This is a genomic window from Mesorhizobium sp. URHB0026 (assembly GCF_054059755.1).
The window spans coordinates 3826920-3843307 of record NZ_JBSSCN010000001.1 but is presented as its reverse complement, the minus strand read 5'-3'; the positions used below and the strand labels follow the sequence as shown (position 1 = coordinate 3843307).

The window sequence follows — 16388 nt, the reverse complement described above, 5'->3', positions numbered from 1 at the left end:
TGGGCCGTTGAGACAAAGAACGGATTCCGCGCGCGGAATCCGCCTCTTCGCATCGGTGTATGCGAAACAGGGCCGCGAACGTCAAGATATTGTTCGGTTTTTGCCCGGCTTTCGCCCAAAAGACAAAAACCGGGACGACAGAGCCGACAAGGCCTTCGATTTAGATCGATTGAATCAGACATCCGGGGCAGACCGCCGGTCTCCCCGAGGGTCATTCCGCTTCGCGGCCCATCCGGCGCGCCGTGTATCGCTCGACCGCCGACAGTCCGTCATAGATCAGCACGGCAAGCGCCGCCACGATCAGGCCCCCCTGCAGGATAAAGGCGAGATTGTTGGATAGCAGGCCGGCGATGATCACTTCGCCGAGCGTCTTGGCGGCCACCGTCGAGCCGATTGTGGCCGTGGCCAGGCTGATCACCACGGAGAGCCTTATGCCGCCAAGGATGATCGGTGCACTGAGCGGCAACTCGACCTTGGTGAGCCTTTGCCAGCCGGTCATGCCGGCGCCACGTGCCGCCTCGACGACATTGGCCGGCAGGGTCGTCAACCCGGTGAGTGCGTTCTCGAAGATTGGCAACAGTCCGTAGAGAAACAGCGCGATCAGCGTCGGCTTCTCGCCGAAGCCGACAGCCGGCACGGCGAGCGCCAGCACCGCCACCGGCGGGAAGGTCTGGCCGATGTTGACCAGGCTGCGCGACAACGGCAGAAATTCGACGCCAGCCGGCCGGGTGACGAGGATGGCGAGCGCCACCGCGACGATGGTGGCGGCGACGGTCGCGATCAACACGGTGCGCAGATGCAGCAGCGTCAGCGTCAGCAGGCTACCCTGGTTGTAGATTACGGGTGCGTTGTTTTCGGTCAGCGGCTTCAACAACGGCTCGAACCAAGCCGGACTGGTGATGAAGGCAACAAGCAACACCACCAAGGCAAGCCTGAGCAGCAGCGGCAGCCAGGCCTTCATGCCGGCCTCGCCGCGCGCTTGACCAGTCCGTCCACGGTGACGCGGCCGATCGGCTTGCCGTCGGCACCCTTCACCGGCAGCGCCGGCTTGCCGGACCAGAGAAGTTCCGCGAGCGCGTCACGCTGGCTGGCGTCGCCGGGGATCGCCTCGCCTTCGGCACCGCCCTGCTCCACCGCATCGCGTACCCGCCCCAGCGACAGCAGCCTGAACGGCCTTTCGCTGGCGCCGACCAGGGTCTCGACAAAGCTGCTAGCCGGGTTCGCCAGGATCTCCGCCGGCCTTGCATATTGCACGAGCTTGCCGGCATCCATCACCGCGATCTTGTCACCCATATGCACGGCCTCCTCCATGTCATGAGTGACGAGGATGATGGTGGTGCCGAAGCGCTTCTGGATTGCCAGCAGATCCTCTTGCGCCTTGGTGCGGATGATCGGGTCGAGTGCGCCGAACGGCTCGTCCATCAACAGCACATTGGGTTCGGCGGCGAGCGCGCGGGCAACGCCGACGCGCTGCTGCTGGCCCCCGGACAGTTCGTGCGGGTAGCGCGGGCCAAATTCCTGCGGGTCGAGCTGGTAGAGCGTCATCAGCTCGTCGACGCGGGACTTGATGCGCGCCTTGTCCCAGCCAAGCAGCACCGGAACGGTGGCGATGTTCTGCGCCACCGTGCGATGCGGAAACAGGCCGTGGCCCTGGATGGCGTAGCCGATGCTGCGGCGCAGTTCGTAACCGGGTACCGATCGATTGTCGGCACCGTCGAGCTTGATGACGCCGGCGGTTGGTTCGACCAGCCGGTTGATCATGCGCAGCAGCGTCGTCTTGCCGGAGCCCGAAGTACCGACAATGACGCAGACCGTGCGCGGCTCGATGACCATCGAGACGTCGTCCACGACAGTGGTCGCGTCATAGCGCTTGGTGATGCCTTCGATTTCGATCATGCCGTTTCAACCCTGCGCTTGGTGGCGGTCATTTCGATCACAGCGTCGAGGATGATGGCGGCGGCAAAAGCGAGTGCCACGGTCGGCACGGCGCCAAGCAGCACCAGGTCCATCGCCGTCTGGCCGACACCCTGGAAGACGAACACGCCGAAACCGCCGCCGCCGATCAGCGCGGCGATGGTGGCAAGACCGATATTCTGCACCAGGACAATGCGAATGCCGGTGAGGATCACCGGAAAGGCCAGCGGAAACTCCACACCGAACAGGCGCTGGCGGTCCGTCATACCCATGCCCCGCGCCGCGTCATTGGCGGCGCGCGGCACGCCGGCAAGGCCGACCACGGTGTTGGCCACCACCGGCAGAAGCGAATAGAGGAACAGGGCGACGAAGGCGGGCGCCGTGCCGATGCCCCTGATGCCTAGCGCGGCGGCCCCCGGGACCTGGGCCGCGACCCAGCCAAGCGGCGCGATGAGCAGCCCGAACAGCGCGATCGAGGGAATGGTCTGGATGATGTTCAAGACGTTGAGGACGCCGGCCCGCAGGCTCTCGACACGGTGGCATAGGATGCCGAGCGGCAGACCGACGATCACGGCGGCAAGCAACGAGCCGAGAGCAAGGGTGACATGCTTGGAGCCTTCTGCCCAAAAGCTGTCGGCGCGGTTGGAGTATTCCTTGAGGATCGAGAGGCTGTCCCAGCGTCCCGAAATCAGCAGCAAGCCGATGGCCAGTGCCGCGACGACAAGCACGCCGACGCGCGCCGAGGGCGACAGGTTGAGCCGGGTCAGCACGTCGGCGAGCAAAAGCGTGAAGGCGAAGATAAGAATCCAGAAGCCGGATGCCGGCGAGACCCGGGCAAAGGTATTGCCGGCCGGAGTGAGAAATGTGCCGGCGACGCCGATGAGCAGCGCCAGCGCGACAAGCGCCACGACGCTCGCTGCAAGGCGCAAGACGAGCGGCGTTTTGAGGAGCGCGATGATTGCCACCACGACAATGATCGCGAGCAGCAACGGCCCTATCGCCTGCGGCAGCGCCTCGAGGATAGAGCGTGCCTGGCCGGGAACGATGCGGTTGGCGCGGAAGGTGGCGAATGGCGCGAGAAACGCGGCGTAAGCCGCGAGTGCAGCGATGACCACGCCGAGCTTATCGAAACGCAGGGTCATAAGGCGCCTCGCACTGACGTCACTTATCGACGCGTAGCTATTTCAAAAACCCGTTCTTCTTCAAAAAGTCCTCGGCGACGCCCTTGACCGGCTCGCCGCCGACCTGCACGCGGCCGTTCAGTTCCTGCAGCGTGACGAGATCGAGCTTGGCGAAGACCGGCTTCAGCAGCGTTTCGATCTCCGGGTGCTCCTTCAGCACGGATTCGCGGATGATCGGCGCCGGCTGATAGACAGGCTGCACGCCCTTGTCGTCAGTCAACACCACGAGGCCCGATGGCGCGATGCCCCCATCGGTGCCGTAGACCATGGCAGCATTGGCGCCGCTGGTCTGGTTGGCGGCGGCCGCGATGGTCGCTGCTGTATCGCCGCCCGATAGCGTGATCAGCTGGTCCGGCTTCAACGTGAAGCCATAGGTAGTCTGGAAGGCCGGAAGGGCTGCCGCCGAATTGACGAACTCGGCGGAGGCCGCCAGGACCACCTTGCCGCCGCCGGCAACATATTTGCCGAAGTCCGACAGCGTGACGAGCTTGTTCTCATCCGTCACTTCCTTGCGCAGGGCGATCGCCCAGGTGTTGTTGGCCGGCGCCGGTGACAGCCAGACGATCTTGTTGGCGTCGTAGTCAAGCTTCTTGGCCGTCTCATAGGCCTTGGCGGCATCCTTCCACACGGGGTCATCGGCCTTTTCGAAAAAGAAGGCGGCGTTGCCGGTGTATTCGGGATAGATGTCGATCTCGCCGGCGGTGATCGCCTTGCGCACCACAGGCGTGCCGCCGAGTTGGATGCGGTCCGTGGTCTTGATGTTGTTGGCGTTGAGGACGAGCTGGATAATGTTGCCGAGCACGCCACCCTCGGTGTCGATCTTCGAGGAGACGACGACCTGAGCGCTAGCGGAAGCCGTTGTGATGGCGAACGCCATCGCCGCGCTGGCCAGAACCTTGACTGAAAACATCGTGAAAACCCCTTGCTATGAACCGTAATGCGGTGGCCGCATATGAGCATGGCTTCAACGGCCAGTCGGGGCACACGGTTTCATATGAAGGGGGACCCGCGCAATATTTTTGTTCCGGACGCGCCGATTTGGGCTTGGCCGCAAGAGCGGGCTGGCGATTGGCCGCTATCGGGTGGATAATGCCGTGCGGGTGGCGGCAAACACGGAGAGCGTGTCATGGCCATACACAAGGTCGGTTATCTCATCGGCAGCCTTGCCCAGGCATCCATCAACCGCAAGCTCGCGAAGGCGCTCGTTCAACTTGCCCCTCCCGAGCTCGAAATGACGGAAATCGGCTTCAAGGATCTGCCTCTCTACAGCTACGACTACGACGCCAATTTCCCGCCGGCCGCCCAGGCTTTCAAAAAGGCGATCGCCTCCGTCCAGGCCGTGCTGTTCGTCACCCCGGAGTATAACCGCTCGATTCCCGGCGGACTTAAGAACGCGATCGACTGGGCCAGCCGCCCCTACGGCAAAAATTCATTCGCGCGCAAACCGTCGGCCGTCATTGGAACATCGCCGGGCGCCATCGCGACCGCTGTCGCCCAACAAAGCCTGCGCAGCGTGCTGAGTTTCTGCAACTCACCGCAGATGAATGCACCCGAAGCCTATATCCAGTTCACGCCGGGACTGATCACGGATGACGGCGAGGTGACGGTTGAATCCACTGAGGATTTCCTGCGCAATTACATGGCTGAGTTCCACATGTTTATAGCGCGGGTGCTTCAGGTTCTGCCGCCGGACGCATAGCTTCAAATTCGCGTCAAGCCGGTCGCAAGCTTGTGATCTTAAGCGCGCCGAGTGCCACGAAGCAAAGTGCGGCGACCGGAAAGATCATCCAGTTGAGCATCATCCAGCCCCAGGCATTATAGACCATGCCCGACATCAGCGACGCACAGGCGACGGAGCCGAACAGGACGAAGTCGTGGAAGCCCTGCACCTTACCTTTTTCGGAAGGGTGGTAGCTGGCCGCCACCATGGCGGTGGCGCCGATGAAGCTGAAATTCCAGCCGAGGCCGAGCAGGATCAGCGCCGTCCAGAACTGCCACAGCGCCAGGCCCGACAAGGCAACGACGGCACAGCCGATCAGCAACAGCAGGCCAATGGCGACAATGCGCTCGGCACCGAAGCGATGGATCAGCGAGCCAGTGAAGAAACTTGGCCCGAACATCGCCATGACGTGCCAGGAGATGCCCAGCGTCGCATCGTTCTCCGACAGGCCGCAGCCCACCATGGCGAGCGGCGCGCCGGTCATGACGAAACTCATCAGCGCGTAGCTGCCGACGGCGCAGAAGAGCGCCGCGACGAAACGCGGCTTGGTGACGATTTCGGAAAGGGGTCGGGCATCGCCGTCGGCAACGTCCACCTTGCTCGCGGTCCTCGACGGCAAACGAAGGAACGACAAGATGACGGCGCCGACAGCCGCCAGCGGCAGGATCGAGGCGAATGAACCGGCAAACATGACGGGTGCGAACAATTCGCGCGTGAAGATGACGATCTGCGGCCCGAGGATGGCGGTGATGATGCCACCGGCGAGCACGAAGGAGATGGCGCGGGCCTTGAACGCCGGCGGCGCGTTGTCGGCCGCGGCAAAACGGAACTGCTGGACGAAGGCCCCGCCGACACCGATGACGAGCAGCGCGAACGCGAACAGCCAGAAGCTGCCGTGGAACAAAGCCAGGGTGGCGACCAGCCCGCCGAGCGCGGTGATCACCGTTCCGGTCATGAAACCGCCACGCTGCCCCAGCCAGCGGATAATGGCGGCCGCGGGCAAGGCGCCGAGCGCCACACCGAGATTGAAGCCGGTGATAGGCGCGGTCGCCAGGGATTTGTCGGCGCCGAGCAGATATTGCCCGGCTAGCGCGCCCATGGAAATCGCGATGGGAGCCGCCGAGCCGATGATCGCCTGCGAGGCGGCGAGGATCAGCGCGGTGCGCCGCGCCTCCTTGCCCGCCTCGACCGTGATGGCGGTCACGAAGCGTCCTTGCCGCGTCCCTCGCCACGCACCCGGCGTGACACGCGGTCGAGCACGGCATTGACCAGCTTCGGCTCGTCTTCCTCGTAGAAGGCCTTGGCGATGTCGACATATTCGGTGACGATGACCGCGACAGGAACGTCCTCGCGCTTCATCAGTTCGTAGACGCCCGCGCGAAGGATGGCACGCAGCGTCGAATCGAGGCGCGACAGCGGCCAGTCGTCGGTCAGCGCCTGGCGAATAATCGGGTCGATGGTCTTCTGGTTCTCGACGACGCCGGTCAGGATGGCGCGAAACCACTGCGCGTCCGCCTCGCGATAGAGCGCGCCATCGACTTCCTTGCCGAGGCGGAACGCCTCGTACTCGGCGGTGATCTCGAACACGCCGCTGCCGGCGACATCCATTTGGTAGAGCGCCTGCACGGCGGCCAGACGGGCAGCGCCGCGCTTGTTGGCGTGGCGCACCGCGGGCTGTCCGGGCGAAGCGGGTTCGCTCACGATTGCGCTCCCAATTGTTCCTTCAGCGCGATCATGGTCAGCGCCGCACGCGCGGCAAAGCCACCCTTGTCGCCTTCGGAGCGCTTGGCCCGCGTCCACGCCTGCGCATCGTTCTCGGTGGTCAGGATACCGTTGCCGATGCAGACCGAGTCCTGCACGGACAGGTCCATGAGCGCACGGCTGGATTCATTAGCGACGATATCGAAATGATAGGTATCGCCACGGATAATCGTGCCGAGGGCGACGAAACCGTCATAGCCCGTCCCGCCTTCAGCCATGCCGTCGAGCGCGAAGGTGATCACCGCGGGAATTTCAAGCGAACCGGGAACAGTGACGACGTCGAAAGTCGCGCCCGCTTCGTCGAGCGCGCTTGTCGCCCCATCGAGCAGTGCGTCGGCGAGATCGTCGTGAAAGCGCGCCTCGATGACGAGAAGGTGAGCCTTCTTCTTGGGACGAATGAACGCCTTGCCGTGTTGGGATGTGCCAGCCATAGATGTCTCCGGGGTCGCCGGTGACTTAGGCCGAAGCCGGTTTGATCGCAAGCGGAAGATTGGCTGGGGGCGAAGTCCGCTTATCGCTCTTCTCGGGTCTGCCACGGACGGAGCAGTGAAATCGTAGTGTTCTCTATCTCGTAGCGGACCTCGCAGTTGCCGACCAAAATGCGGCGGACTTCACGCGGCTCGAACTCTTCCAGCTTCTTCCCGAGACGCGGATCTTCGTTTAGCCGTGCTGCAGCGGCAACCAGCGACCGCACCACACTGGCGGCGGCCTGATTGTTTGCTGATGCAAGAAAGTCATGAAGCCCGACCAGGTCGGCCAAAGCCCTACTGGTCCACTTAGCTCCACCAGCGTGGCGCAGGGAGCGGCTTTTCACTACCAAGGCTCTCTGCCCGGGCCTGAACGGCCTGGTGGTCTATAACCCGACCAGCGTCGACATCGGCCAGCGCTTCAAGCGTGAGCCGTGGACGTTCCTCCTCCAAAACAACCCAAGCGGAAAGTGCCTGTTTAACGATCCACCCGCGCGGACGCTCAGTCGAGCAGCCAGTTGGTCCACTTTCCTCGCAAGCGGCAGTGGAACATGACCAGTGATAACCTTTGTTTCCGTCAGGGCCTCGCAATCAAGTTTAATAATGCCGATTAAGACCGAGGCTATGCCTGTCCCTCTTTCGCCGCCTCCGCCAGCCGGGCGGCGTAGCGGGCCATGGTATCGATCTCAAGATTGACGCGGTCGCCTGCCTTGCGCTCGCCCCAGGTGGTGACGGTCAGCGAATGATGGATCAACAGCACGTCGAAGCGGGTGCCCGTAACGCTGTTGACGGTGAGCGAGGTGCCATCGAGCGCAACGGAGCCTTTCGGCGCAATGAATTTCGCCAGATCGCGCGGCGCTTCCAGTGTGAAGCGCACCGCATCGCCCTCATCCCTGCGTTCAACGATCTCGGCGGTGCCGTCGACATGGCCCGAAACGATGTGGCCGCCAAGCTCGTCGCCGAGCTGCAGCGCCCGTTCCAGATTGATCCTGGTGCCGGCCTTCCAACCCGCCGCCGTGGTCAGCCTGAGCGCCTCCTCCCAGGCCTCGACCTCGAACCAGCGCGCGTTCGAGCCGCTGTCGGGCAAAGCCGTGACCGTTAGGCAGACGCCACCGCAGGAAATCGAGGCGCCGATGGCGATGGTCTCGGGATCATAGGCAGTGTCGATGCGCAGTCCCACCCCTTCCCGCAGCGGCTTGATGGCGGCCACGGTGCCGATATCGGTGACAATCCCGGTAAACATCGATCGCTATCCCTGAAAATCCCTGATCCATTCGGCGTAACCGTCTTCGCCGAACCGCATCTCGCGCAGCTTGCGAAAACCCACCGGGATATGGTCAGCGTCGACAGGCGATGCAATGCCGTCTTGGCCGATCGCTTCCGGTCCCTGGAACAGCACGATGCGGTCGACCAGCCCGTCGGCCAGAAAGGCGCTCGCCACCTTGGCGCCGCCCTCGACCAGCACGCTTGCCATGCCAAGCGCCGCCAAATCCTCGAGCAGCTCCGGCAAGGCGACGCCGCCCTCGTGCGTCTCCGTACCGATGAAGCGCACGCCGGCGCGCTCGAGCGCGGCCCGCCGCCGCGGATCGGCCTCAAGGCAAGCCGCGACATAAAGAGGTACTCGATCGACGCCCGACACCAGCCTCGAGCCCTCCGGCAGCCTGATCTGGCGGTCGAGCACGATGCGTGCCGGCGAGCGGTTCTCCAGTCCGGGCAAACGCACCGTAAGCGCCGGATCATCTTCCAGCACCGTGCCGATGCCGACCAGGATGGCGTCCGCCTCGGCGCGCATGAGGTAGACTTCGCGGCGCGCCATGTCGCCTGTTATCGCGACCTGGCCGGCGCCTTCCCTGCCAATCTTGCCGTCGCTGGAAAGCGCAAGCTTCAGAATTACTTCCGGGCGCTTTCTCAAAGAGCGAATCAAGTAGCCCGCCATCTGTTCGGCAGCTTCCGTGGCGAGGACCTTTTCGACCACTTCGACACCGGCCTCGCGCAGGATGGCGTAACCCTTGCCAGAGACCCGCGGATCGGGATCGCTGGCCGCACCCACGACACGCGCAATGCCGGCACTGACCAGCGCGTTGGCGCAAGGCGGCGTGCGGCCGTGATGGGCGCAAGGCTCCAAAGTGACATAGGCGGTGGCGCCACGCGCGAGTTCGCCGGCCTCGGCAAGCGCCTCGGTCTCGGCGTGCGGCCGGCCGCCGACGGCGGTGACGCCGGTACCGACGATCATCGGCCCGGTCCCACCATCGCGCACGATCAGCGTGCCGACGGACGGGTTGGTCGAGGTGCGTCCGGCATTCTTGCGCGACAGCCGCAAGGCCGCGGCCATGAAACGGCGGTCAAAGGTCGCTTGTTCGGCCTCGCTGCGTTGCGGTGCTGCCATGCTCAGCCGGCGTCCTCTTCGCTCTTTTCCTCGTCCCCCTTCAGTTCGCCGAGCAACTCGTGGAAATCCTTGGCCTCACGGAAATTGCGATAGACCGAGGCGAAGCGCACATAGGCGACATCGTCGAGCGATTTCAGCGCATCCATGACCAGCCGGCCGACCTCGCCCGAGGCCACTTCCGTTTCGCCGGAGCTTTCCAGTTGGCGCACGATCCCAGTCACCGCGCGATCGATGCGCTCGGGATCGACATTGCGCTTGCGCACCGCGATCTCGACCGAGCGCAACAGCTTGTCGCGGTCGAACGGCACTTTTCGTCCCGATTTCTTGACCACGACGAGGTCGCGCAACTGCACGCGCTCGAACGTCGTGAAACGGCCGCCGCAATCGGGGCAGACACGCCGCCGGCGGATCGCCGCGCCATCCTCGGCGGGGCGCGAATCCTTCACCTGCGTATCTTCGGACTGGCAATAGGGACAGCGCATGGAGAGCCTTGGGTTCGCGAATCTGGTGGGGTGAAAGGCTTAGAGCCTTTCCGGTGCGGATAGAAGCAGTTCCGCTTTTTCCACTGCCTGCCGCACCTCAGAGATAGCGAGGCGCGAGGAAGATTGCCAGCGTGGCAAGCTTGCTCCGGCCAGGCCGTTAAGGTGCCACGTCCTTGGTTGGGAAGCCACAAGATGTGCCGAGGGTGCGATAGGCCTTCGTGAAACCGTCCATCGGAATGCTGGCGACAGCCTGCTTGCCGAAGGTGACGTCGAGCGATGTGACTTTTCGCATGGCCCGCAGCAGCGCGAGACTTGTCTTGGCCTGGTTGTCGATCGTCCAGCTCGGACGGCCATTGACGGCATCGCTGGAGTAAACCGTCGCGGAAACCTTGATGCCGGGATCGCCGAAAATGGCAGAGATCTTCTTGTCGGTCGGCAGGGTCCGGTTGTCGATGGTGAGCATGACGGCCGGATAGGCGTCAGGCGGCAGCGCGTCGCCGGTCGAGATCGACAATGTCAGCGTGCCCGAATTGCCACTCGCATCGAAGAACGCCGTCGAGGCCGCGCAGGTCTTGTGTGCGTCCTGGCCGGTGTCGAGCGTATCGACCATGGTCGTCCACCGGCCGAAAGTGCTGGTGGCAGGCATGTCCGCAGCGGGCTGCGTCTGGGCCAAAACGGGGCCGCAGGCGGCCAGCCAACCTAAAGCGCCGAGAGAAGCAAGACAAAAATTTCGCATCATCAATTCTCCGGGTCGATGCGTCACCCAATCAGGGGTGACGCGATTCCGGTGGATAAAAGATGACGCTTCGCGCCCGGTCAACCGCGATAAGGGATCGCCCGAGATAAGGGATCAACCGAGATAAGGATAGAGGGGGAATCGACCGGTCAATGCGACGACCTTGGCCTTGACCGCCGCCTCGACCGCCGCATTGCCTTCGTCGGAATTGGCAACCTTGAGCCCATCCAGCACCTCGGCGATCAGTTTGCCGATCTCGCGGAACTCGGCCTGGCCGAAACCGCGCGTGGTGCCGGCGGGCGTGCCGAGCCGCACGCCAGAGGTAACGAAGGGCTTTTCCGGGTCGAAGGGGATGCCGTTCTTGTTGCAGGTGATGTTGGCGCGGCCAAGGGCCGCCTCGGCGCGCTTGCCGGTGGCGTTCTTGGGCCTGAGGTCAACCAGCATCAGGTGGTTGTCGGTGCCGCCGGAGACGATGTCGAGGCCTGTTTCCTTGAGGCTGGAGGCAAGCGCCTTGGCGTTGGCGGCGACGCTTTCGGCATAGACCTTGAAGCTCGGCTTCAACGCTTCGCCGAAGGCCACCGCCTTGGCGGCGATGACATGCATCAGCGGTCCGCCCTGCAGGCCAGGGAACACCGCCGAGTTCATCTTCTTGGCAATATCCTCGTCATTGCACAGGATCATGCCGCCGCGCGGGCCGCGCAGCGATTTGTGCGTGGTGGTCGTCACCACATGGGCGTGCGGCAAGGGCGAGGGATGCACACCGCCGGCAACGAGGCCCGCGATGTGGGCCATGTCGACCATCAGATAGGCGCCGACGGCGTCGGCGATCTCGCGAAAACGCTTCCAGTCCCAGATACGCGAATAGGCTGTGCCGCCGGCCAGGATCAGCTTCGGCTTGGTCTCGTGCGCGGTCTTCTCGATGGCGTCCATGTCGAGCAGGTGGTCGTCCTTGCGCACGCCGTAGGAGACAACCTTGAACCACTTGCCGCTCATGTTGACCGGCGAGCCATGGGTGAGATGGCCGCCGGAATTGAGGTCGAGCCCCATGAAAGTGTCGCCGGGCTGCAGCAGCGCCAGGAACACCGCCTGGTTCATCTGGCTGCCGGAATTCGGCTGGACGTTGGCGAAGTTGCAGCCGAACAGTTTTTTGGCCCGCTCGATGGCCAGTTCCTCGGCCACGTCGACGAACTGGCAGCCGCCATAGTAGCGCTTGCCCGGATAGCCCTCGGCATATTTGTTCGTCATGATCGACCCCTGGGCCTCGAGCACGGCGCGCGAGACGATGTTTTCGGAGGCGATCAGTTCGATCTCGTGGCGCTGGCGACCGAGCTCGTTGCGGATGGAGCCGAAGATCTCCGGATCGGCATCTTCCAAAGTGGTTTCGAAGAAGGATTCGAATTTGTTGGACGCCGCCGCTGCTGTTGCCATGGCCTGAGTTCCCCTAGGGTTGGAAGGGCAAATTCGTGCACGCCGTCGTCCCGAACCACTCAACGGCCTTGGACGACATGCATTGCGTTCGCCGGGCCATTAACACAGTTGTTTTGGGCTCGCCACGTTTGCAGCGCGAAATTTGCTGGCCGGTTTGCGCCAACGGATCGCGGCCGTTCGCTATTTCCTGTCCCGCCGCTGCTTCAGTAAGGCCTCGGTCAAGGTGATTTCAGAAAACAGCGCGCGCATCGTGTGATCGTTGATCTCCTGGCTGCGGAACATGGCGCGCAGCGCTGCACGCTCCGCCTCGATGCCGGCCGCCCTGAGTTCCAGCTCCAACCTGCCGGCTTCGCGGGCTTCGGCGCGGGCCTCGTCGGCTTCGTCCGAAGCCGCGATGCGTCTACGGTAACCTGCCACGATGCTGTCGGCGACGGCCAGGCGGGCCTGGACCGCCTCGCCCTCGCCCGCCTCGTTGGCGATGCTCTCGATCCTGGCGATCGCCGCATTGGCGGCGCCGACGCGCGCCCGGCGCTCTTCCGCCGCTGCCGGATCCTTGCCCGGCTCGACCAGCCCCCGCGCTATCCTGGGCAAGGCAAGGCTGGCGATCAGAAGCGAGCAGATGATGACGCCAGCGGCAAGGAAGATCACCACATCACGTTCAGGAAAGGGAGAGCCGTCCTGCAAAGCGAGCGGCAATGACAGGATGCCCGCCAATGTGATTGCGCCGCGCACGCCGGCCACGGAGCCGGCAAGCCGGACGCGAAATCCGAACGGCTCGGCCTCGCGTTTGCCGATGCGCGCCGCGATCGCCTGGGCGATGTCCCCGGCCCAGATCCACAGGAAGCGCAGCCCGATCAGGCAGAGCGTCAGGATCAGCACCGTCGCCACCGGCTCGATCAGCCAATGACGGCTGGACAGTTCCGGTGGGACCTTGCGGATGATGTCGGGAAGCTGCAGGCCGAGCAGAATGAACAGAGCGCCATTGAAGACGAAGGTGAGCGTCGCCCAAAGCGACAGGGTCTGCATGCGCGCCGACACGCCAAGGAAGCGGTACATGCCGGAAGCCCCGGTCAGCAGGCCGGCGGTGACGGCCGCCAGGATACCCGAGGCACCGACATGCTCGGCGCCGAGATAGGCGACGAAAGGCAGCAGGATCATGACGAGAACCTGCGCTTCGGCGGGCACGCCGCCGATGCGGTTGAGCAGTTGCAGCGCCTTGGCGGCGATGAACAGCGCCGCGATACCGGCCAGGATGCCAGCGGCGACGGCGTAGAGGAAGCTGAGCGAGGCTCCCGCGAAGGAGAAGCTGCCGGTCAATGCCGCCGCCACCGCAAAGCGGAACATGACCAGGCCCGACGCGTCGTTGAGCAGCGACTCGCCCTCCAATATGTGCATCAACCGGGACGGAACCACATTCCTGTCGACGATGGCGGACACAGCCACGGCGTCGGTCGGCGACAGAACGGCGGCCAGCGCGAATGCGACGACGAGCGGAATGCTCGGCACCAGCCAATGCAAGGCATAGCCGAAGCCGACAATGGTGAAGAAGACCAGTCCGATGGCGAGATCGAGTATGGGTCCGCGCAAAGCGACGAGTTCGCGTTTGGGCGCCGCGAAGGCGTCGCCGAACAGAAGCGGCGGGATGAACACCAGCAGGAAAAGTTCCGGATCTATCTCGACATGGAGGCCCTTGGCGGGCCAAGCAAGGGCCGCGCCGATGGCGATCTGCAGCACCGGCAGCGGCACTCGAACCAGGCGGACGAGCGCGCCCGACAGCGCCACGAAGACCAGCACGACGAGAATGAAGATGGCGACGTCCATGGCACGATCCCGGCTGTTTGCCGACCATCGCCAATCGCCTGAGCTTCGTCCAGCCGGTCGAATGAGTGGATCTGACGACATCCGCAACAAAAAAGCCGCCTGAGAGCGGCTTTTTAAAAAAAATATCAGGTCGTTACAGTGAAGACGTGATCTGCAGCTCGCTGTTGCCGTCGAGCGCATAGACGTCGTCGCGGAACTGGACGACGCCGGGTCCTGTCGACCAGGCAGAGAGATAGAGGAAATGCACCGGCACCGGGTTGGTGACCTGGATCGGCGTGTTCTGGCCGGTCTTGATGGCCGCCTCGAAATGCTGGCGATCCCAGCCGGGCGTGTCGCGCAGGATCCAGGTGACGAGATCGCGCACGTTCTGGACACGCACGCAGCCCGAGGAATCGAAGCGCATCATCTTGCCGAACAGGCTCTGCTGCGGCGTGTCGTGCATGTAGACGCCGTCCGGGCTCGGGAAATTGATTTTGACCGACGCCATGGCGTTTTCCGAACCGGGATCCTGACGAAAACGGTACTTGGCGGCATCGTCGGTCGACCAGTCCACATTCATCGGATCGACTTCGCTGCCATCAGGCGCGAACAGGCGGATATGGCTGTTCTTGAGATAGTCGGGATTCTTCCGCATCAACGGAATGATGTCCTTGCGCACGATCGAGACCGGTGCGTTCCAGTACGGATTGACGATGATCTCGTTGATCTTGGAATTGACGATCGGCGTCTGGCGATCGATCTTGCCGACGATCGCGGTGTGGCGAAGCACGACCCGGTCGTTCTCGACCGCTTCGACCTGCGCCGCCGGAATGTCGACCAGAACATAACGGCTGCCCAACGTACCGGCCTTTTCCTTCAGCCGCTGCAGATTGGTCTGCAACTGGCCGAGCCGGATCTGTGCCGAAACGTTCATCGCGGCATAGGTGTATTTGCCCATCGAGCCGTCAGCCGGCAGGCCGTGGCGCAACTGGAAGCGCTTGACCGCCGAGTCGACATAGGAATCGAAAGCCGTCGAAATGCCGGCGCTCTGCGACAGGTCGCCCGCAACCATCAGGCGCTTGCGCAGCGGCACCACGTCCGGATCGTCGACGCCGAGTTGCAGCCTCTTCGTCGCGGGAACGTCTGTCCAGCCGCCCTGCCCGACAATGTTCTGATACTGCGCGACCGCCTGCTCGGTGAAGGCGACAGTCTGGGGACTGAAGATGGGCAGCGTCGAGGCCACCTTGCCGCCTTCGCTGGCGCGTGCATCGAACTGATCGTCCCAGTTGCCGCGGGCCGAGGATTTCAGGATATCTCCGATCACGTCCTGCGCATTCGCACGCCCAGCCACCACGGCGGCAGCGAGCGCGGAGGCTCCGGAAAGGAAAAAGCGGCGGCTGGTTCTCATGGACGTTCCAGACATTCTTGTAGCGGTTCGATCACTTGCTGCATCGACCATCGCGCGATCTCGCCCGCACTCTAAAATCGGCAATCTTAACAATTAGCCAACCATGGTCCGTATCACATTGGCGACCAAGCCAAGGGGCGCGACACGGTTGCGGGTGGACGCATGGTCTTCACCACAGCATCACTTCCGCTCTCGGTTCCACTGGAATATGGCGGCAACGTGGCCTTGGCCGGTAATTTGCTTCGGCCGGACGCAAGAAAGAAAAGACCGGTGCTTTTCGGCACCGGCCCTGACTGGAGGTCGCTGTTTCGGCCACGCTTCTGCGGCGCGGCTCCGTTTCCTGGATGGTCTTACATCCGGTAGGCAATCGTGTCGTTCCAGAAGCGGTCGAGCCGCTGCAAAGCGCGGTTCATCTGCTTGAACTCGTCGGTGTTGATGCCGCCGACCTGTTCGATCGAGCCGACATGGCGCTCATAGAGACCGGCAACCACGTCCGCCACTTCATTGCCTTTCGGCGTCAGCGAGACACGGACCGAACGGCGGTCGATGCGCGAGCGCTGGTGGTTGATGAAGCCGAGATCGACCAGCTTCTTCAGATTGTAGGAGACGTTCGAGCCGAGATAATAGCCACGCGAGCGCAGTTCGCCGGCGGTCAGCTCGGAATTGCCGATGTTGAAGAGCAGCAGCGCCTGGATGGCGTTGATGTCGGAGCGGCCGTTGCGGTCGAATTCGTCCTTGATGACATCAAGCAGACGGCGGTGCAAACGCTCGACCAGCTGCAGCGATTCCATGTACAGGGAACGGATAGCCTCGCGGCGATCGTCGGAAACGTTGGCGGTCTTCGCCGCCGGACGCGAATTGATCATTGTCTTTGCCTCTCGTTTGTCGCCTTGGTGATTTTTTGTTTTTCACCTTGATCGCGACACTATCGAATACTCATAAAATTCGACTTAAACGCTAGGGCTAACAAGAGCTTACCGGTAAGAGGTTTCGCAAGACGCTTAACGAACGGTCACCCGGGCAAGGATGATTAACCTAAAGATTTAGGCAATGATCGCCGCGCCGGATTCAGGCAGTCGACAGGTCGTCAATGGGTATAAGGCTT

Annotated in this window: 17 protein-coding genes and 1 pseudogene; 1 reads left to right on the top strand and 17 read right to left on the bottom strand. The window is 63.2% G+C overall.

Annotation, left to right across the window (positions count from 1 at the left end; translation table 11 throughout):
• Positions 1 to 211 precede the first annotated feature (211 nt).
• Genes ACVWWD_RS18760 through osmF form a run of 4 tightly spaced genes read right to left on the bottom strand, consistent with a single transcriptional unit; the run spans position 212 to position 4005 of the window.
• Positions 212 to 961 carry an ABC transporter permease gene (locus tag ACVWWD_RS18760; protein ID WP_023773260.1) on the bottom strand — a complete coding sequence of 250 codons (750 nt, stop codon included), beginning with the start codon at positions 959 to 961 and terminating at the stop codon, positions 212 to 214.
• Positions 958 to 1896 carry an ABC transporter ATP-binding protein gene (locus tag ACVWWD_RS18755; RefSeq protein ID WP_023773261.1) on the bottom strand — a complete coding sequence of 313 codons (939 nt, stop codon included), beginning with the start codon at positions 1894 to 1896 and terminating at the stop codon, positions 958 to 960. Before ACVWWD_RS18755 ends, ACVWWD_RS18760 begins: the two co-directional genes overlap by 4 nt.
• Positions 1893 to 3056, bottom strand: a complete 1164-nt coding sequence (locus tag ACVWWD_RS18750; protein WP_457103233.1) for an ABC transporter permease — start codon at positions 3054 to 3056, stop codon at positions 1893 to 1895. The genes ACVWWD_RS18755 and ACVWWD_RS18750 overlap by 4 nt, the downstream gene beginning before the upstream one ends.
• Positions 3057 to 3093: 37 nt before the next feature.
• Positions 3094 to 4005, bottom strand: a complete 912-nt coding sequence (osmF, locus tag ACVWWD_RS18745) for a glycine betaine ABC transporter substrate-binding protein OsmF (RefSeq protein ID WP_023783051.1) — start codon at positions 4003 to 4005, stop codon at positions 3094 to 3096.
• 216 nt (positions 4006 to 4221) lie between these two features.
• Between osmF and ACVWWD_RS18740 the strand changes: the two genes are divergently transcribed.
• The gene (locus tag ACVWWD_RS18740; protein WP_023773263.1) at positions 4222 to 4794 is read left to right on the top strand and encodes an NADPH-dependent FMN reductase; all 573 of its coding nucleotides are present in this window, start codon (positions 4222 to 4224) and stop codon (positions 4792 to 4794) included.
• A gap of 13 nt (positions 4795 to 4807) precedes the next feature.
• On the opposite strand, the gene ACVWWD_RS18735 is transcribed toward ACVWWD_RS18740, so the two are convergent.
• From ACVWWD_RS18735 to ldtR, 13 genes and pseudogenes are all read right to left on the bottom strand, one after another.
• Positions 4808 to 6019 carry an MFS transporter gene (locus tag ACVWWD_RS18735; protein WP_352552586.1) on the bottom strand — a complete coding sequence of 404 codons (1212 nt, stop codon included), beginning with the start codon at positions 6017 to 6019 and terminating at the stop codon, positions 4808 to 4810.
• A complete protein-coding gene (gene nusB, locus ACVWWD_RS18730; protein ID WP_015318243.1) occupies positions 6016 to 6516 on the bottom strand; it encodes a transcription antitermination factor NusB in 501 nt (166 codons plus the stop codon). Before nusB ends, ACVWWD_RS18735 begins: the two co-directional genes overlap by 4 nt.
• The gene (gene ribH / locus ACVWWD_RS18725) at positions 6513 to 7007 is read right to left on the bottom strand and encodes a 6,7-dimethyl-8-ribityllumazine synthase (RefSeq protein ID WP_023773266.1); all 495 of its coding nucleotides are present in this window, start codon (positions 7005 to 7007) and stop codon (positions 6513 to 6515) included. Before ribH ends, nusB begins: the two co-directional genes overlap by 4 nt.
• 80 nt (positions 7008 to 7087) lie before the next feature.
• Complete coding sequence (locus ACVWWD_RS18720) at positions 7088 to 7375, bottom strand: type II toxin-antitoxin system RelE/ParE family toxin (protein WP_352552616.1); 288 nt, start codon at positions 7373 to 7375, stop codon at positions 7088 to 7090.
• Positions 7353 to 7624, bottom strand: a pseudogene (locus ACVWWD_RS18715) (CopG family ribbon-helix-helix protein). Before ACVWWD_RS18715 ends, ACVWWD_RS18720 begins: the two are co-directional and overlap by 23 nt.
• Before the next feature lie 41 nt (positions 7625 to 7665).
• Positions 7666 to 8286 carry a riboflavin synthase gene (locus ACVWWD_RS18710; protein ID WP_352552583.1) on the bottom strand — a complete coding sequence of 207 codons (621 nt, stop codon included), beginning with the start codon at positions 8284 to 8286 and terminating at the stop codon, positions 7666 to 7668.
• Between the two features lie 6 nt (positions 8287 to 8292).
• Positions 8293 to 9429: a bifunctional diaminohydroxyphosphoribosylaminopyrimidine deaminase/5-amino-6-(5-phosphoribosylamino)uracil reductase RibD gene (ribD, locus tag ACVWWD_RS18705; RefSeq protein WP_457103232.1), complete on the bottom strand. Its 1137-nt coding sequence runs from the start codon at positions 9427 to 9429 to the stop codon at positions 8293 to 8295.
• Between the two features lie 2 nt (positions 9430 to 9431).
• Positions 9432 to 9911 (bottom strand): transcriptional regulator NrdR, encoded by a 480-nt coding sequence (gene nrdR, locus ACVWWD_RS18700; protein ID WP_015318247.1) that lies wholly within the window; start codon positions 9909 to 9911, stop codon positions 9432 to 9434.
• 157 nt (positions 9912 to 10068) lie between these two features.
• Positions 10069 to 10647, bottom strand: coding sequence for a hypothetical protein (locus ACVWWD_RS18695; protein ID WP_023773271.1), 579 nt, complete (start codon positions 10645 to 10647; stop codon positions 10069 to 10071).
• Between the two features lie 114 nt (positions 10648 to 10761).
• Positions 10762 to 12075, bottom strand: coding sequence for a serine hydroxymethyltransferase (glyA, locus tag ACVWWD_RS18690; protein WP_023773272.1), 1314 nt, complete (start codon positions 12073 to 12075; stop codon positions 10762 to 10764).
• Between the two features lie 180 nt (positions 12076 to 12255).
• Complete coding sequence (locus tag ACVWWD_RS18685; RefSeq protein ID WP_352550347.1) at positions 12256 to 13896, bottom strand: Na+/H+ antiporter; 1641 nt, start codon at positions 13894 to 13896, stop codon at positions 12256 to 12258.
• Between the two features lie 133 nt (positions 13897 to 14029).
• Complete coding sequence (locus tag ACVWWD_RS18680) at positions 14030 to 15283, bottom strand: L,D-transpeptidase family protein (protein WP_023773274.1); 1254 nt, start codon at positions 15281 to 15283, stop codon at positions 14030 to 14032.
• Between the two features lie 350 nt (positions 15284 to 15633).
• Positions 15634 to 16149: a transcriptional regulator LdtR gene (gene ldtR / locus ACVWWD_RS18675; RefSeq protein WP_013896002.1), complete on the bottom strand. Its 516-nt coding sequence runs from the start codon at positions 16147 to 16149 to the stop codon at positions 15634 to 15636.
• Positions 16150 to 16388: the final 239 nt, after the last annotated feature.

What these genes read in the sequence shown, in the direction of transcription:
- ACVWWD_RS18695 (WP_023773271.1), bottom strand. Translation starts at nt 10,647, where the DNA reads ATGCGAAATTTTTGTCTTGCTTCTCTCGGCGCTTTAGGTTGGCTGGCC.
- ACVWWD_RS18710 (WP_352552583.1), bottom strand. Translation starts at nt 8,286, where the DNA reads ATGTTTACCGGGATTGTCACCGATATCGGCACCGTGGCCGCCATCAAG.
- glyA (WP_023773272.1), bottom strand. Translation starts at nt 12,075, where the DNA reads ATGGCAACAGCAGCGGCGGCGTCCAACAAATTCGAATCCTTCTTCGAA.
- ribD (WP_457103232.1), bottom strand. Translation starts at nt 9,429, where the DNA reads ATGGCAGCACCGCAACGCAGCGAGGCCGAACAAGCGACCTTTGACCGC.
- ACVWWD_RS18755 (WP_023773261.1), bottom strand. Translation starts at nt 1,896, where the DNA reads ATGATCGAAATCGAAGGCATCACCAAGCGCTATGACGCGACCACTGTC.
- nrdR (WP_015318247.1), bottom strand. Translation starts at nt 9,911, where the DNA reads ATGCGCTGTCCCTATTGCCAGTCCGAAGATACGCAGGTGAAGGATTCG.
- ACVWWD_RS18740 (WP_023773263.1), top strand. Translation starts at nt 4,222, where the DNA reads ATGGCCATACACAAGGTCGGTTATCTCATCGGCAGCCTTGCCCAGGCA.
- ACVWWD_RS18760 (WP_023773260.1), bottom strand. Translation starts at nt 961, where the DNA reads ATGAAGGCCTGGCTGCCGCTGCTGCTCAGGCTTGCCTTGGTGGTGTTG.
- ACVWWD_RS18680 (WP_023773274.1), bottom strand. Translation starts at nt 15,283, where the DNA reads ATGAGAACCAGCCGCCGCTTTTTCCTTTCCGGAGCCTCCGCGCTCGCT.
- osmF (WP_023783051.1), bottom strand. Translation starts at nt 4,005, where the DNA reads ATGTTTTCAGTCAAGGTTCTGGCCAGCGCGGCGATGGCGTTCGCCATC.
- ribH (WP_023773266.1), bottom strand. Translation starts at nt 7,007, where the DNA reads ATGGCTGGCACATCCCAACACGGCAAGGCGTTCATTCGTCCCAAGAAG.
- ACVWWD_RS18685 (WP_352550347.1), bottom strand. Translation starts at nt 13,896, where the DNA reads ATGGACGTCGCCATCTTCATTCTCGTCGTGCTGGTCTTCGTGGCGCTG.
- ldtR (WP_013896002.1), bottom strand. Translation starts at nt 16,149, where the DNA reads ATGATCAATTCGCGTCCGGCGGCGAAGACCGCCAACGTTTCCGACGAT.
- ACVWWD_RS18750 (WP_457103233.1), bottom strand. Translation starts at nt 3,056, where the DNA reads ATGACCCTGCGTTTCGATAAGCTCGGCGTGGTCATCGCTGCACTCGCG.